Below are 14391 nucleotides of genomic sequence, written 5' to 3'. Positions count from 1 at the left end.
CCCGGGGTGATGGGGGGCGGCCGGGGGGCCGCCCGGGGTGCCGCCCGGCCCCCCCCGGGGGGGGCGGGGGGGGGGGGGGCGGGCGCCACGGGTCGGTCAGTGCCTGCGCTGGTGCTGCCGGGGCCGGAAGCCCGGGCGGCGGGGCCCGCCGGAGCGCGGTGGGCGCCGGGTCGGCTCCGGGTCGACCACGGGCTCGCCCGAGGGCACGCGGGCGCCGGTGATCCGCACCAGGTCCGCGTCACCCGGGCCGACCTTCGTGCGTTCCGGCTGGACACCCGCCTGCTCGGTGAGCCGGAAGACCGTGCGCCGCTGCTGGTTGGTCACCAGCGTGACGACGGTGCCGGACTCCCCGGCGCGCGCGGTGCGGCCGGCGCGGTGCAGGTAGTCCTTGGCGTCCGCGGGCGGGTCGACGTGCACGACCAGGCTGATCCCGTCGACGTGGATGCCGCGCGCGGCGACGTCGGTGGCGACCAGGACCTCGACCCGGCCGTCCTTGAAGTCGCCGAGCACCCGGTTGCGCGCGCCCTGCGGCTTGCCGCCGTGCAGGGCGCCCGCGCGGACGCCCACGCCGCGCAGCTGCTTGGTGAGCCGGTCGACGTGGTGCTTGGTGCGCAGGAACATGATCGTCCGGCCCTCGCGGGCGGCCAGCTCGGTGACCACGGCCGGCTTGTCGGTGTTGGAGACCAGCAGCAGGTGGTGGTCCATGGTGTCGACGGCGGCGGTCGCGGGGGAGACCGAGTGCGTGACCGGGTCGGTCAGGTACCGGTCGACCAGCTGGCTGACGTCGGAGTCCAGGGTGGCGGAGAACAGCATGCGCTGGCCGTCGTCCGGGACGAGGTCGAGGATCGCGCGGACCTGCGGCAGGAAGCCCATGTCGGCCATCTGGTCGGCCTCGTCGATCGCGGCGAACCGGACGTCGTCGAGGTGGCAGGTGCCCTGCCGGACGTGGTCGGACAGCCGGCCCGGGGTGGCGATGAGCAGGTCGACACCGCGCTTGAGCTGGTCGACCTGGCGGGAGAAGGACAGCCCACCGACGACCGTGCGGCACCACAGCCCGAGTGCCTTCGCCAGCGGCCGCAGCGCGTCCTCGACCTGCATGGCCAGTTCACGCGTCGGCACGAGCACGAGCCCACGCGGGCGCGAGGGCCTGCTCGTGCTCCCGTTCAGCCGGGTGAGCAGCGCCAGTCCGAAGGCGAGGGTCTTGCCCGAGCCGGTCTGGGCGCGCCCGAGGACGTCCCGGCCGCCGAGCGCGTCGGGCAGGGTGGCCGCCTGGATGGGGAAGGGCGCGTCGATGCCCGCGCTGGCGAGCGCGTCGAGGAGCGCGTCGGGCAGCCCCAGCTCGGCGAAGCTCACCGAGGACCCGGAGGCCGAGGGTCGCCGGGTGGCGCGCTCGGCACCGGTGCGTTCGACGGCGGGACGCTCCTCGGTGAACCTGCGGGGGGCACGCTGGGGCTCCCCCCGGTCGTGGTCGCCGGTGGTCCGCCGCGGTGCCCGCTCGTCCCGGCGGAACCCGCGGCCGTCCCGTTCGTCGGAACGGGGCCGCCGGTTCGGCCTGCCCTGGCCGTTGCCGTTGTCGCGCCAGTCTTCGGTGCGCTCGCGACGGTTCGGCCGCCGGTCGTCGTCCCGCCTGCTCGCGCCGTTGCGGTGCGCGCCGCGCGGGTCGTCCGCCGAGCGGCGGTTGTCGCGCCGGTCGTCGTCCCGCCAGCTCGGACGGTCGCGGCGGGGGGCGCGCGCGGTGTCGGCACCGCGGCGGTCGTCACGCCAGTCCGTGGCGTTGCGGCGGTTGCCGCGGGAGTCGTCGGCGTAAGGGGTGCCGTTGTGGCGGTGGGTGCCGCGCTGGTCGGCACGGGTGTGGGTCTTGGCCTTCTTGTGGGATGGCTTGGTGGTGCGCGCGGATCGGCGCACGGCGCTGTTTGGCACGAATTCCTCTCGAGGGTGTGGCACGTCTCGGGAGGCCTCTCGCAGAGGCGACGATCTCGCGCGGACGAGCCCGGCGCCCAGGTGGCGCCATCAGGAAGTCGCGAACGGCAGCGGCCGCTCGCGACGCTCGGTCAAGACTACCTGATCGCGCGCCGCGAGCAGCCCGCCGCCTGCTCAGTCGAGGCCCGCCGCCGCCAGCAACCGGCCAACCACGGCCTTTTCGTCCAGCAGATCGTCGGGTAGACCGCGGGAACGGAACCAGCCCATGACGTTCGCCACGTCGCGCGCCAGGAACTCCGTGCCGCTGGGGTTCGCGACCACGTCGACGATCTGCGGGAGGTCGATCATCGCCACCTGCCCGTCGTGCACCAGCAGGTTGTACGCCGACAGGTCACCGTGCGTCATGCCCTCGCCGGCGAGGAGCTCCAGCACCGACACCAGCTGGTGCCACAGCTCCACCAGCTCGTCCGGCGCCGGCCGGGACTCCGCCAGCCGCGGGGCCGCGGTGCCGTCGTCGTCGCCCAGGAACTCCATCAGCAGCTCGGTGCCGCTGCGCTGCACGGGGTAGGGCACCGGCGCGCCGATCGACCACAGCCGGGACAGCGCGGCGAACTCCGCGACCGCCCACTGCTCGGCGATCAGGTTCCGGCCGAACGACGTGCGGTTGGCGATCGCCCGCATCTCGCGGCTGCGCCGCATCCGCCTGCCCTCGAGGTAGCCGGCGTCGCGGTGGAACAGCCGGTGTTCGTTGCTGCGGTAGCGCTTCGCGGCCAGCAGCGTGCCGCGATCGGTGTCCGGCACCGCCCTCCTGATCAGGTGGACGTCGGCCTCCTTGCCGGTCTTCAGCACTCCCAGCTCGGTGTCGGCCGCGGCCAGCTCGGTCACCACCCACGCCGGGCGCGGGTGCGGGCCCTGTTCGCCGTCGTCCCAGGTGGACCACCGGTCGGCGCCGGGTGGCAGCGGCGGGCCGGCGAACGCGCTCTCCCGCACCGCGGCCAGCCGCGCGCGTTCCTGCTCGGTCAGCCGTCCAGCCCGCTGGGCCTGCGGGTCGAACACGTCGTCGTCGAACTCGCGGGACCGTCGGCGCGGGCGGCGCGAGTGGGATTCGTCGTCCAGATAGTCGTCGTACTCGTGCATGCGCACTGGTGGGTTCTCCTCGAAAGCGAGAGTTGAGCGCCCCACCGGCGCGTCGCGGAACGACCAGGCGCTACGGGCGGGGCGGGCGGACGCGGGCGTACCCCGTCCAGGCGACAGTCGTGGTCACAGGGCACCTCCCCACCTGTCCGCCGGCGAACCCACCGGCACGCGGAACCAACGCCGGGCAGCCTGCCCGACCCGCCACCGCCCGCGCAACCGATTTATTCGTGCGGCGAGCCCACGCAGAACACGTTGCCTTCCGGGTCCTGGAGAACGGTCCAGTCCAGGCCGGGCATCGAGTGCGTGTCGCCCCGCGTCGCGCCGAGGGCGACGAGCCGGTCGACCTCGCCCTCCCGGTCGTCGGTGGCGAAGTCGACGTGCACCCGGTTCTTGCCGGTCAGTTCCTCCGGCACCTTCTGCAGGCCGAGGTACGGCTGTTCCGGTCTGACCCGCGATCGCAGCTGGAGGTAGAGGCCGTCGGCGTCGAACACGGTCTCGAGGTCGAGCGCCTTGGTCCAGAACTCGGCGAGCGAGCGCGGATCCGCGCAGTCGATGGTGATTCCACCCATGGTGATGTTCATGCCGCGACGCTAGGGCCGGGCACCGACAGAATGGAGGGATGCGCACCATCGACTGGCGCGGCGACCACATCGTCGTCATCGACCAGACCAAACTGCCCGGCGGTGTGGTGGAGCTGTCCCTCCGCACGGTCGACGAGCTGGTCATCGCGATCCAGCGGCTCGCCGTCCGCGGGGCGCCCGCGCTCGGGGCAGCCGGCGCGCTGGGCGTCGCGCTCGCCGTGCGCACCTCCCGGGAACCCGAGGCCGACATCGCCGCGCTCCGCGCCGCCCGCCCCACCGCGGTGAACCTCGCCCGCGGTGTCGACCGCGTGCTGGCCCGGCTCGACGACGGCCCGGAGGCGGTGCTGGCCGAGGCGCTCGACCTGCTCGCCGAGGACGGGGTGTGCAACCGCGCGCTCGGCGACCGCGGCGCGAGCTGGCTCACCGACCGGATCGACGGCCCGGTCGCGGTGCACACCCACTGCAACGCCGGCGGCCTGGCCTGTGTCGAGTGGGGCACCGCGCTCGGCGTGGTCCGCTCGCTGCACGACCGGAACCGGCTGCGACACGTGTACGTCGACGAGACCCGCCCGCTGCTGCAGGGTGCTCGGTTGACCGCGTGGGAACTCGCCCACCTCGGCGTGCCGCACACCCTGGTCGCCGACGCCGCCGGGCCGACCGTGCTGGCCAGGGGGTTCGCCGACGCGGTGGTCGTCGGCGCCGACCGGGTGGTGGCCAACGGCGACGTGGTCAACAAGATCGGCACCTATCCGCTGGCCCTCGCCGCCGCCCGCGCCGGGATCCCGTTCCTGGTCGCCGCGCCCGAGTCGACCGTCGACGCGTCGATCCCGTCCGGCGACCAGGTGGAGATCGAGGTGCGGGACGGCGCCGAGGTCCTCGCGTTCGCCGGTACCCGGACCGCGCCGGCCGGCACCCAGGCGCTGAACATCGCGTTCGACGTGACCCCGGCCGACCTGGTGACCGCGATCGTCACCGAGGACCGGATCGTCGAGCCGGCGCGCGGGGAGCGGGTCGCGTAACCGGTTGGAGCAGGCCAGGTGAGGTTCACTACTCTCTGACGGCAGTTTCCTCTGCCAAGGAGTAATGCCGTGATCACCAGGATGTCGTCGCTGTTCCTGCGCACACTGCGTGAGGATCCGGCGGACGCCGAGGTGCCCAGCCACAAGCTGCTGGTGCGCGCCGGGTACGTCCGCCGGGTGGGCCCGGGCGGCTACTCCTGGCTGCCGCTCGGCCTGCGCGTACTCCGCCGGATCGAGCAGGTCGTGCGGGAGGAGATGGACGCGATCGGCGGGCAGGAGATCCAGTTCCCCGCGCTGCTGCCCCGCGAGCCCTACGAGGCGACCGGCCGCTGGACCGAGTACGGCGACAGCCTCTTCCGGATCAAGGACCGCAAGGGCGGCGACTACCTGCTCGGCCCAACGCACGAGGAGCTGTTCGCGCTCACCGTGAAGGGGGAGTACAGCTCCTACAAGGACTTCCCGGTCGTGCTCTACCAGGTGCAGACCAAGTACCGGGACGAGGCGCGGCCCCGCGCGGGCATCCTGCGCGGTCGCGAGTTCCTGATGAAGGACTCCTACTCGTTCGACCTCAGCGACGAGGGCCTCGCCGCGTCCTACCAGCTCCACCGCGAGGCCTACCAGCGGATCTTCGACCGGCTCGGCCTGTCGTACGTGATCGTCTCCGCGATGTCCGGCGCGATGGGCGGATCGGCGTCCGAGGAGTTCCTCGCCGACGCGCCCACCGGCGAGGACACGTTCGTGCGCAGCACCGAGTCCGACTACGCGGCCAACGTCGAGGCCGTGGTCACCCCCGCGCCGCCCGCACTGTCCATTGCGGACAAGCCGGAGTCGCAGGTGCACCACACGCCGGACACTCCCACCATCGAGACCCTGGTGACCTTCCTCAACGGCGCCGGGCTCGGCCGCGAGTTCACCGCCGCGGACACGCTCAAGAACGTGCTGGTGAAGGTTCGCGCACCCGGCGCGAAGTCCTGGGAGCTGCTGGCGATCGCGGTGCCCGGCGACCGCGAGGTCGACCCCAAGCGCCTCGAGGCCGCGCTGTACCCCTCGGACGTGGCGCTGCTCGAGGAGGCCGACTTCACCGCGAACCCGTTCCTGGTGAAGGGCTACATCGGCCCGAAGGCGTTGCAGGACAACGGCATCCGGTACCTGGTCGACCCGAGGGTGGTCACCGGGACGGCCTGGGTCACCGGCGCCGACAAGGTCGACCACCACGTCGTCGACCTGGTCTGCGGCCGTGACTTCACCCCGGACGGCACGATCGACGTGGCCGACGTGCGCGAGGGCGACCCGTCGCCGGACGGACGCGGCACCCTGGTCGCGGCCCGCGGCATCGAGATCGGGCACATCTTCCAGCTGGGGCGCAAGTTCGCGAACGTCTTCGGGCTGGACGCCCTGGGCGCGGACAGCAAGCCGATCCGGATCACCATGGGCTCCTACGGCATCGGCGTCTCCCGCCTGGTCGCCGTGATCGCCGAGCAGTCGCACGACGAGCAGGGCCTGGTGTGGCCGAGGGCCGTGTCGCCGGCCGACGTGCACGTGGTGATCGCCGGCAAGGACGACGCCGTGCGCGAGGGCGGCGAGCGGCTGGCCGCCCAACTCGACGAGGCCGGCCTGTCCGTGCTGCTCGACGACCGCACGTCCACGCCCGGCGTGAAGTTCGCCGACGCGGAGCTGATCGGCGTGCCGACGATCGTGGTGGTCGGCCGCGGACTCGCCAAGGGCGTCGTCGAGGTCAAGGACCGGGCCAGCGGCGAGCGGGTCGAGGTCCCGGTCGACGACGCCGTGGCGCACCTGACCGACCTGGTGCGCGGCTGACCCCTCAGCGCAGCAGCGACGACAGCACCGCCGGGGTGTCGGCCAGGTCCGGGAGGACGATGTCGGCGCCCGCGGCGGTCAGGTCGTCGACGTCGTAGCGGCCGGTGGCCACGCCGACGGTGATCGTGCCGTGGTGGCGGCCGGCCGCGATGTCGGCCGGGGTGTCGCCGACGACCACCACCGACGCCGGCGCGAACGCGCACGCGTGCTTGGCCGACGCCCGGGCCACGGCGACCTCGACCAGGTCGTGGCGGTGGTCGGAGAGCGAGCCGTAGCCGCCGATCGCGAAGTCCACGTGCTGGTGCAGGTCGAACGCCTCCAGCTTCCAGGTGGCCACCGACGGCAGGTTGCCGGTCACCACCGACTGCGCCACCCCGTCGCGACCGTCCAGTGCCGCGAGGATCTCCGCCGCCCCGGCCAGCGCGCGACCCAGCGTGGGCAGTGCGGGCCTGGCCGCCAGCACCACGGCCTCCAGTTCCGCGAACAACCGCTCGATCTGCTCGTCGCCGTGCGGCTCGCCGTGCGCGGCCAGGATCTCGCGCGCCAGTGAGCGTTCCGTGCGGCCAGGGAACGAGGGCACGTGGCCCAGTTCCTTCCCGACGGCGTTGATCAGCGCCTCGGCGTACCACGTGCCGCCGAGCCCGCTGTAGTCGACGAGGGTCAGGTCGAGGTCCCACAGCACGAGTGTCTCCACGCCGCCATCGTGGCACGCCCGTATTTCATCATCAGTTGACTTCAGTTCTCGGCCGCGCGTACCGTGAGGCTCGAATTCAACGAATGATGAAACAAGGGGAGGACACGATGAACACCCGCCGGCCCGTACTGGTCGCCGTGCTGCTCGGCGTGGTCGGCGCCGTGGCGGCCACGGTGCTCGGCTTCCTGACCTTCGGCGCGCAGGCCACCGCCGCGCCCGACCACCTGCCGCTCGCGGTGTCCGCGTCGGACGACGCGCTCCGACCCGCCGCCCAGCTGATCGCCGAGCGCGGCGGCGACACCGTCGAGTGGCGGGTCGCCGAGCCCGACGCCGCCAGGCAGCTCCTGGCCGACAAGGAGGTCTACGGGATCCTCGAACTCGAGGCCGGCCAGCGCGGGGTGACCCCGACGGTCGTCGTGTCCGGCGCGGTCAACCCGCAGGGCACCCAGGTCGCCCAGCAGATCCTCACCGGCGCGGCGAACGGCCTGGCCGGCGCGCTCGGCCAGCAGGGCGTCCAGGTCGCGCCGCCGTCGGTGGACACCGTGCACGCGGCGAGTACCGCGGCCCGCACCGCGCCGCTGGCGGCCAGCGCCCTGCTGTGGCTCGGTGGCCTCGTCGCGTCGATCGCGTTCGGGCTGCTGGTGGTCCGCTCCGGCATGCGGGTCGGACCGCTCGCCCGCGCCACCCTGCTCACCTCGGCCGCCGTGCTGGTCTCCGGCGCGGTGGTCGGCCTGCTGCGGCTGTGGGACGCCGACCTGCCGCTCGGCGCCGACGTGCTCGGGTTCGTCCTGCTCACCGCGGTCGCGTTCGCGTCCGTGCAGGGCGCGCTACTGCGCCTGCTGCGGCTGCGCGCGGCGGTGATCCTCGGCCCGCTGTACCTGCTCGCGCCCGCCGTGGCCGGCCAGGTGCCGGAGATGCTCGATCCCGCCTACCGGACCCTGCTCTGGTCGTGGACTCCGTTCCGCTTCTCCACCGAGGGTCTGCGCAGCCTGCTGCAGGGCACGCCCGACGCCCCGGACGTGCGGCTCGGCGTGCTCGTCCTCGCCGGGATGGCCGTGGCCGGCCTGGTCGTCATGCTCTGGCCCGGCCGCGCGGGCGCCACGCCGGAGCCGGCGTCGACCACGGCCCGCGAGCCCGTGCTAACCGGCTAGGAAGCTCAACCGGACACGGCGCACCGGGTTGTCGACGTTCGTGTCGACCAGGCAGATCGACTGCCAGGTGCCGAGCGTGAGCTCCCCGTCGATCACCGGGACGCTGGCGTAGGGCGGGATCACGGCGGGCAGCACGTGGTCCCGCCCGTGGCCGTGCGCGCCGTGCCGGTGACGCCAGCGGTTGTCCGCCGGCAGCAGCTCGCGCAGCTGGCGGAGCAGGTCGTCGTCGCTGCCGGCACCGGTCTCGATCACCGCGAGGCCGGCGGTGGCGTGCGGCACCCAGACATTGAGCAGGCCGTCCCGCGCACCGGCGTCGGCCAGGAAGTCGCGACAGTCGCCGGTGAGGTCGTGGACCACCTCGCGGTCGCCGGTCCGCACCTCGATCTCGGTGGTGTGCATGCCCGATACGGTATTGGTTGAGGGGTGCGACTCGCTCATGGACAGCAGTTCGACCTACCGCCCGGCTACCTGAACACCGCGAGCATCGGCGTGCCGCCGGTGGCAGCGGCCGACGCCCTGGAGCGCGAGGTCCGCCGCTGGCGCACCGGCGCCGCGCGGCCCCCGGACTACGACGACCACGTGACCACCGCCCGCGCGGCGTGGGCGTCGCTGGTCGGCGTGCCGCCCACCCGGGTCGCGTCCGCCAGCAACGTCTCGCAGCTGGTCGGCCTGGTCGCCGCCAGCCTGCCGCCGGCCACCCGGGTGCTCACCCTCGCCGGCGAGTTCACCAGCGTCACGTTCCCGTTCGCCGCGCGGGGGATGCCGGTCACCGAGGTCTCCGCCGACGAGCTGCCGTCCAGGATCGCCGACCACGACCTGGTCGCGGTGAGCGCGGTCCAGTCGGCCGACGGCGCCGTGCTCGACCTGGCCGCGTTGCGCGCGGCGAAGGGCGGCACGCCCGTGCTGCTCGACGTCACCCAGGCCGCCGGGTGGCTGCCGCTGGACCTGGACTGGGCGGACTGGGTCGTCGGGGCGGGCTACAAGTGGCTGCTGGCTCCCCGCGGCGTCGCCTGGCTCGCGGCCCGGCCCGAGGCGCTCGAGCGGACCGTGCCGGTCGCGGCCAACTGGTTCGCCGCGGCCGACCCCTGGGACGGCATCTACGGCATGCCGCTGCGCCTCGCGCCGGACGCCCGCCGGCTGGACCTCTCGCCGGTGTGGTTCGCCCAGCTCGGCGCGGCGGCGTCGTTGCCGTGGCTCGCCGGCCTGGACCTCGCCGAGGTCCGCGCGCACTGCGTTGCGCTCGCCGACGCGGTCCTCGCCGCCAGGGACCTACCGCCGCGCGGATCGGCGATCGTGTCCCTCGACCTCAGCGACGAGCAGGCCGCGAAGCTCGCCGCCGCGGGCGTGGCCGGGAGCATCCGGGCAGGTCGCACCCGGTTGGCGTTCCACCTCTACAACGACTGGGACGACGTGGACCTCGTCGTCGATAGCACGCGGTGAGACCGGGAAGGCCGGCACCTCACCCTGGTTAACCGTGGTTTGTCCGGTTACCGTGGCGCGCGTGTCGGCTCCGTATCGCCCAGGGCAACCGCCATGGCCCGAGAACCAACAGCAGCGGCCGGACCGGCCGCCGCCGGTCCCGTTCCACCAGGAGCAGGCGCCGGGCAAGCCCTCCCCGACGGACTGGGCGCTGCGGATCGTCGGCCTCGTCGCCGTCGCGGTGGTCTCGGGGTTCCTCTGGTGGTTCCTCACCAACGAGAGCCCACCCGAGAAACCGACGGGCTTCGGCGGAACACCACCGCCCACCGAGCCGGCGGGCGGCGAGTTCGAGTTCACCCCGGAGATCCCGGAGGCGATCGAGGACGAGGACTGCGCCGACCACGCCTACGGCGACATCGAGGACTTCCTGAAAGAGACGCCGTGCGACCGGCTGATCAGGGCGATCTACTCCACGACCATCGACGGCCGCACGGTCTACACGTCGGTCTCGGTGGTGGAGATGGCCGACGAGGACACCGCCAAACAACTGCGTGAGCTCACCGACATCGACGGCAGCGGCAACGTCAACGACCTGGTGCGCGAGGGCGACGTCGACGTCCCCGACCTGGAGACGCTCAGCGCCGGCGGCGGGTACGACTCCGCCAGGGACGGCCGCGAGGTGATCATCGTGGAGGCGGACTACGACCCGAACGCCGCCGAGGGCGGTACCGAGGAGGAACTCGACCGGGTCTGCTCCGACGCGATCCGGCTCGCGAAGGAGATGGTCGACCCAGCCGGCTGACCCCCGTCAGTCTCCCGGCCGGCCGGGAAAGGCTCGCGCGGCAGGCGTGTCGCCCGCCTGCTCGCGCCACCGGGTCGCCCGCACCGCGCCGTCGGTCAACGCCGCCAGCGCCGAATCCCGCAGGCCGCGGTCGTCGGTCCGCTCCAGCACCGCCCGCCACGCCACCGTCGTGTCCGTCTCCGCCAGGACCAGCACCGTCAGCGCCGACGCCTGGTCGGTGACCGGCTCCGGCGGGACGTAGGCCGGCTCCGGTGGCCGCGGCTTCCGCCCCGCGTCGGCCAGCAGGCGCGCGGTCTCGTCGCGGCGGTTGCGGTGCGCGGTGGCGCCCTCGTCGACCGTCGCCGCCAGCTCCTCCGGCAGGAACGCGCTCACCAGGCCGTACACCCAGATCGCCGCCTGCTCCGCGCCCAGTGCCGCCTGCACCGCGGCGACCGACTCCTCCGGCAGGTTCCGTGACCTCACGCCAGCACCTCCCGCAGGCTCGCGCACCCGGCCGCCACCGAACCCACCAGGCCCGCCCGGTGCCGGGGGAGCGACGCGACCAGCTCCGCCGCCTGCCGCTCCGCCGCCGTCAGCGCGTCGAGCAGCAGCGTCCGCGCCGCACCCGCGTCCGCGGGCGGCTGCTCACCCTCGGGCGGCGCCGCCGACGAGGACGACACCGGCGGCCGCGCCCGCTCGACCTCCGCCCGCAGCGCCCGCGCGTGCTCGCCGCGTGCCTCGGCCACCACCCCGGCCGCCTCCGCCAGCGCGGGCACCGCCGACTTCACCGCCTGCGCGGTCGTCGCGTCCGCCCTGGCCCTGGCCGCCAGCTCGGCCAGCGGGTCGGGTGGCGCGTCCTCCGGTGTCTCCGTGCAGCCGGCCGCCCCGGCCGCCGTGCCGGCCGCCACGGTGAGCAGCACCAACCCCCTCAGCACGTCCCGGCGCCCAACGTTCATCACGGGCGGTCATACTGCCAGGCGGCGTCGACACCCGGTCGGACGCACCGTGCCTGCTCGGGACCGACTCGTCGACCATGACGGGCTACGCTTGGCAACCACGTACCGTCGACCGACTCGACCCAGGGGAGTTGCCACGTGCCCGGACAGCGACAACGCACCAGCGGCGCCAGTGAGACACTGGAGCCGGTGGTCGCCGCCGCCGTCGCGCGCGCCGGCTTCGAACTCGAGGACCTGCACGTGCAGCAGGCGGGCCGCCGCCAGCTGGTCAAGGTCGTGGTCGACTCCGACGAATCCGCCGACTCCGGCGGCGGCATCGGGCTCGACGAGGTGGCCGAGGTCAGCCGCGCGGTGTCCTCGGCGCTCGACGCCCTCGAGGACGACCGCACGGCGGGCAGCCCGCTCGGCGGCTCCTACACCCTCGAGGTCACCTCACCGGGGCTCGACCGGCCGCTGACCAAGCCACGGCACTGGCGCCGGGCGCGCCTGCGCAAGGTCGCCGTGCGGACGGGCGAGGATGCCTACTCCGCCCGGGTGGGGGATGCTGACGACCAGGGCGTGTACCTGCTGGTGGACGGAGACGTCCGGCACGTCGGGTACGGCGACGTCGAGCACGCCGTGGTCGAGGTCGAGTTCCGCGAGCCACCGGCCGCCGAGATTGCCAAGCTGGAACAAGAGGAGGGGTCGCGGTGAACGTCGATATCGCGGCGCTGCGCGCGATCGAGCGAGACAAGGACATCCCGTTCGACACGGTGATCGAGGCGATCGAGACCGCGCTGCTCACCGCGTACAAGCACACCGACGGCCACCAGCCGCACGCCAAGATCGACATCGACCGGCGCACCGGGGTCGTCCGGGTGATCGCGTTCGAGCTCGGTCAGGACGGCGAGCCGGTGCACGAGTGGGACGACACGCCGGAGGGCTTCGGCCGGATCGCCGCCACCACCGCGCGCCAGGTCATCCTGCAGCGCCTGCGGGACGCGGAGAACGAGAAGACCTTCGGCGAGTTCTCCGCCAAGGAGGGCGAGCTCGTCGCCGGTGTGGTGCAGCGTGACGCGCGGGCCAACTCCCGCGGCATGGTCGTGGTCCAGGTCGGCGACACCGAGGGCGTGCTGCCGTCGGTCGAGCAGGTGCCAGGCGAACGCTACGAGCACGGCACCCGGATCAAGTGCTACGTGCTCGGAGTGAGCCGGGGAACACGCGGGCCCCAGATCACGTTGTCCCGTACGCACCCCAACCTCGTCCGCCGGCTGTTCGCGCTCGAGGTGCCGGAGATCGCCGACGGCACCGTCGAGATCCCCGCGGTCGCGCGCGAGGCGGGCCACCGGTCGAAGATCGCGGTTCGCTCGACGCTGCCCGGAGTCAACGCCAAGGGCGCCTGCATCGGGCCGATGGGCGCGCGGGTGCGGAACGTGATGAGTGAGCTGCTCGGGGAGAAGATCGACATCATCGACCACTCGGACGACCCGGCCACGTTCGTCGGCAACGCGCTGTCGCCGGCGAAGGTCGTCTCCGTGCGGGTCGTCGACGAGCGGGCCAAGACAGCGCGAGTGGTGGTGCCGGACTTCCAGCTCTCGCTGGCCATCGGCAAGGAGGGCCAGAACGCCCGCCTCGCCGCTCGGCTGACCGGATGGCGCATCGACATCCGCAGCGACGCCGCCCCCGACCAGGAGCCGGAGGGTCAGGACGGCAACCGGATGCCGGCCGCCGGTATTCCCGCGACGGGAGCGCCGAACATCACACCCACCGGATCTTCGACTGCGGGTTCGGCCGAGTAGGGCCGACGGGATAGACTCATCAGTGGTTCACCGTTCTGGACCGGCGTCCGCACGACCCGAGGGCTCGAGCCCGGTACGTACCTGCGTCGGCTGCCGGGCCAGAGCGGAAGCTGGTGAGTTGCTCCGGGTCGCGCTCGTGGATGGGGAGTTGGCTCCCGACCCGCGGCGCAGGGCCTCGGGGCGGGGGGCTTGGCTGCATCCGCGGCCGAGCTGCCTGGACAAGGCCGAGCGGCGGCGTGCGTTCGCGAGAGCGTTGCGTGTGCCTGGCCCGCTCGACACCGGCTCGCTCCGGAGTCATCTGGAGCAGTCGGATCACCGCGTTACCGGATCGGGATCTTCTCGAGCCGGGATCGAACAACGAAAGCAGGTCGACCCGTCATGAGTCAGCCGTGAAGCTGAAGCCATGAACGCCAGACGATAGGACGAGGTCGAGCGGGACCTATGCCGCCGGCCTCACTCGGACGAGGAGAGCAGTGGCAGGCAAGGCCCGAGTGCATGAGCTCGCGAAGGAGCTCGGAGTCACCAGCAAGGAAGTTCTCGCCAAGCTGAAGGAGCAGGGCGAGTTCGTGAAGTCCGCGTCCTCCACGGTGGAGGCCCCGGTGGCCCGCCGGTTGCGGGACGCGTACCCCAAGTCGGACGGTGCCAAGGGCGCCAAGGGCGGCGGCGCGCCGCGCCCGCGGCCGAGCGCACCGGCCCCGGCGCCGAAGCCGGGCGAGCAGCGTCCCGCCCCGGCCGAGCAGGCACCGCGGTCCCAGCCGCAGGAGTCGCAGGAGTCGCCTGCCGCGCCCAAGCCGGGCGTTCGCCCCGGCCCCAAGCCCGGCCCGGCGCCCGCCGCGCCGCAGCCGGCCGCGGCCAAGGCCGACACGGACACCGGCACCGACACCGGCCAGGAAACCCGCGCCGACAACCGGTCCGCGCCCAAGCCGGGCGCCAAGCCGGGTCCGGCGCAGCCCCCGGCCCAGCAGCCGCCCGCGCAGGGTGGTCAGCCGGGCCAGGTCGTTCCGCCGCGCCCGCAGTCGCCCAAGCCGGGCCCGCGGGCGCCTCGGGTCGGCAACAACCCGTTCGGCGTCGGCGCGGGCGCCCCGCCGTCGCGGCCCCCGGGGCCGCGACCCGGTGGCGGTGGCCCTGGTGGCCCCG

At 73.6% G+C, this 14391-nt stretch carries 16 protein-coding genes; 9 read left to right on the top strand and 7 right to left on the bottom strand.

The annotated features are described in order from the left end of the window. Positions 1 to 96 precede the first annotated feature (96 nt). From JT362_RS16385 to JT362_RS16375, 3 genes are all read right to left on the bottom strand, one after another. Entirely contained in the window at positions 97 to 1353 is a 1257-nt protein-coding gene (locus tag JT362_RS16385; protein ID WP_260192080.1) for a DEAD/DEAH box helicase, read from the bottom strand. Positions 1354 to 2094: 741 nt separating this feature from the next. Continuing rightward, positions 2095 to 3063 carry a serine protein kinase RIO gene (locus tag JT362_RS16380; protein WP_260192078.1) on the bottom strand — a complete coding sequence of 323 codons (969 nt, stop codon included), beginning with the start codon at positions 3061 to 3063 and terminating at the stop codon, positions 2095 to 2097. Positions 3064 to 3278: 215 nt separating this feature from the next. After that, positions 3279 to 3638, bottom strand: coding sequence for a VOC family protein (locus JT362_RS16375; protein ID WP_260192077.1), 360 nt, complete (start codon positions 3636 to 3638; stop codon positions 3279 to 3281). A gap of 38 nt (positions 3639 to 3676) precedes the next feature. Here JT362_RS16375 and mtnA point away from each other — a divergent pair, with 38 nt between their 5' ends. After that, on the top strand, positions 3677 to 4657 hold the full coding sequence (gene mtnA / locus JT362_RS16370; protein ID WP_260192076.1) for an S-methyl-5-thioribose-1-phosphate isomerase: 981 nt from the start codon (positions 3677 to 3679) through the stop codon (positions 4655 to 4657). Positions 4658 to 4726: 69 nt separating this feature from the next. After that, positions 4727 to 6475, top strand: a complete 1749-nt coding sequence (locus tag JT362_RS16365; RefSeq protein WP_260192075.1) for a proline--tRNA ligase — start codon at positions 4727 to 4729, stop codon at positions 6473 to 6475. A 4-nt stretch (positions 6476 to 6479) separates the two neighbouring features. Here the strand turns inward: JT362_RS16365 and JT362_RS16360 are convergent, their stop codons facing one another. Next, positions 6480 to 7169 (bottom strand): HAD family hydrolase, encoded by a 690-nt coding sequence (locus tag JT362_RS16360; RefSeq protein WP_260192074.1) that lies wholly within the window; start codon positions 7167 to 7169, stop codon positions 6480 to 6482. A 107-nt stretch (positions 7170 to 7276) separates the two neighbouring features. Between JT362_RS16360 and JT362_RS16355 the strand changes: the two genes are divergently transcribed. Next, positions 7277 to 8320, top strand: a complete 1044-nt coding sequence (locus tag JT362_RS16355; protein ID WP_260192073.1) for a YhgE/Pip domain-containing protein — start codon at positions 7277 to 7279, stop codon at positions 8318 to 8320. Here JT362_RS16355 and JT362_RS16350 read toward each other — a convergent pair. Beyond that, positions 8309 to 8719: a secondary thiamine-phosphate synthase enzyme YjbQ gene (locus JT362_RS16350; protein WP_260192072.1), complete on the bottom strand. Its 411-nt coding sequence runs from the start codon at positions 8717 to 8719 to the stop codon at positions 8309 to 8311. The two genes, JT362_RS16355 and JT362_RS16350, sit on opposite strands and share 12 nt — an antisense overlap. A gap of 24 nt (positions 8720 to 8743) precedes the next feature. On the opposite strand from JT362_RS16350, the gene JT362_RS16345 reads away from it, so the two are divergent. Both JT362_RS16345 and JT362_RS16340 read left to right on the top strand, forming a co-directional pair. Then, complete coding sequence (locus JT362_RS16345) at positions 8744 to 9760, top strand: aminotransferase class V-fold PLP-dependent enzyme (RefSeq protein WP_260192071.1); 1017 nt, start codon at positions 8744 to 8746, stop codon at positions 9758 to 9760. A gap of 61 nt (positions 9761 to 9821) precedes the next feature. Then, on the top strand, positions 9822 to 10541 hold the full coding sequence (locus tag JT362_RS16340) for a hypothetical protein (protein ID WP_260192070.1): 720 nt from the start codon (positions 9822 to 9824) through the stop codon (positions 10539 to 10541). A 6-nt stretch (positions 10542 to 10547) separates the two neighbouring features. Here the strand turns inward: JT362_RS16340 and JT362_RS16335 are convergent, their stop codons facing one another. After that, positions 10548 to 11003: a ferritin-like domain-containing protein gene (locus JT362_RS16335; protein ID WP_260192069.1), complete on the bottom strand. Its 456-nt coding sequence runs from the start codon at positions 11001 to 11003 to the stop codon at positions 10548 to 10550. Beyond that, positions 11000 to 11476 carry a hypothetical protein gene (locus tag JT362_RS16330; RefSeq protein WP_260192079.1) on the bottom strand — a complete coding sequence of 159 codons (477 nt, stop codon included), beginning with the start codon at positions 11474 to 11476 and terminating at the stop codon, positions 11000 to 11002. The genes JT362_RS16335 and JT362_RS16330 overlap by 4 nt, the downstream gene beginning before the upstream one ends. A 138-nt stretch (positions 11477 to 11614) precedes the next feature. On the opposite strand from JT362_RS16330, the gene rimP reads away from it, so the two are divergent. From rimP to JT362_RS16310, 4 genes are all read left to right on the top strand, one after another. Continuing rightward, entirely contained in the window at positions 11615 to 12169 is a 555-nt protein-coding gene (rimP, locus tag JT362_RS16325; protein ID WP_260192068.1) for a ribosome maturation factor RimP, read from the top strand. After that, complete coding sequence (nusA, locus tag JT362_RS16320) at positions 12166 to 13254, top strand: transcription termination factor NusA (RefSeq protein ID WP_260192067.1); 1089 nt, start codon at positions 12166 to 12168, stop codon at positions 13252 to 13254. The genes rimP and nusA overlap by 4 nt, the downstream gene beginning before the upstream one ends. A 22-nt stretch (positions 13255 to 13276) precedes the next feature. Continuing rightward, the gene (locus JT362_RS16315) at positions 13277 to 13636 is read left to right on the top strand and encodes a YlxR family protein (protein ID WP_260192066.1); all 360 of its coding nucleotides are present in this window, start codon (positions 13277 to 13279) and stop codon (positions 13634 to 13636) included. A gap of 109 nt (positions 13637 to 13745) precedes the next feature. Next, positions 13746 to 14391 (top strand): translation initiation factor IF-2 N-terminal domain-containing protein (locus tag JT362_RS16310; protein ID WP_311202717.1); only part of this gene is annotated, 646 nt, incomplete at its 3' end.

It is taken from the genome of Actinophytocola gossypii (assembly GCF_025165815.1).
Classification (GTDB): domain Bacteria; phylum Actinomycetota; class Actinomycetes; order Mycobacteriales; family Pseudonocardiaceae; genus Actinophytocola; species Actinophytocola gossypii.
Note: the sequence above shows the minus strand (reverse complement) of the source record. Positions and strands in the feature narration are given on the sequence as shown.

Bases quoted from the DNA above. Each gene is read 5' to 3' on its own strand.
- JT362_RS16375 (WP_260192077.1), bottom strand. From the start codon at position 3,638: ATGAACATCACCATGGGTGGAATCACCATCGACTGCGCGGATCCGCGC.
- mtnA (WP_260192076.1), top strand. From the start codon at position 3,677: ATGCGCACCATCGACTGGCGCGGCGACCACATCGTCGTCATCGACCAG.
- JT362_RS16355 (WP_260192073.1), top strand. From the start codon at position 7,277: ATGAACACCCGCCGGCCCGTACTGGTCGCCGTGCTGCTCGGCGTGGTC.
- JT362_RS16350 (WP_260192072.1), bottom strand. From the start codon at position 8,719: ATGCACACCACCGAGATCGAGGTGCGGACCGGCGACCGCGAGGTGGTC.
- JT362_RS16330 (WP_260192079.1), bottom strand. From the start codon at position 11,476: ATGAACGTTGGGCGCCGGGACGTGCTGAGGGGGTTGGTGCTGCTCACC.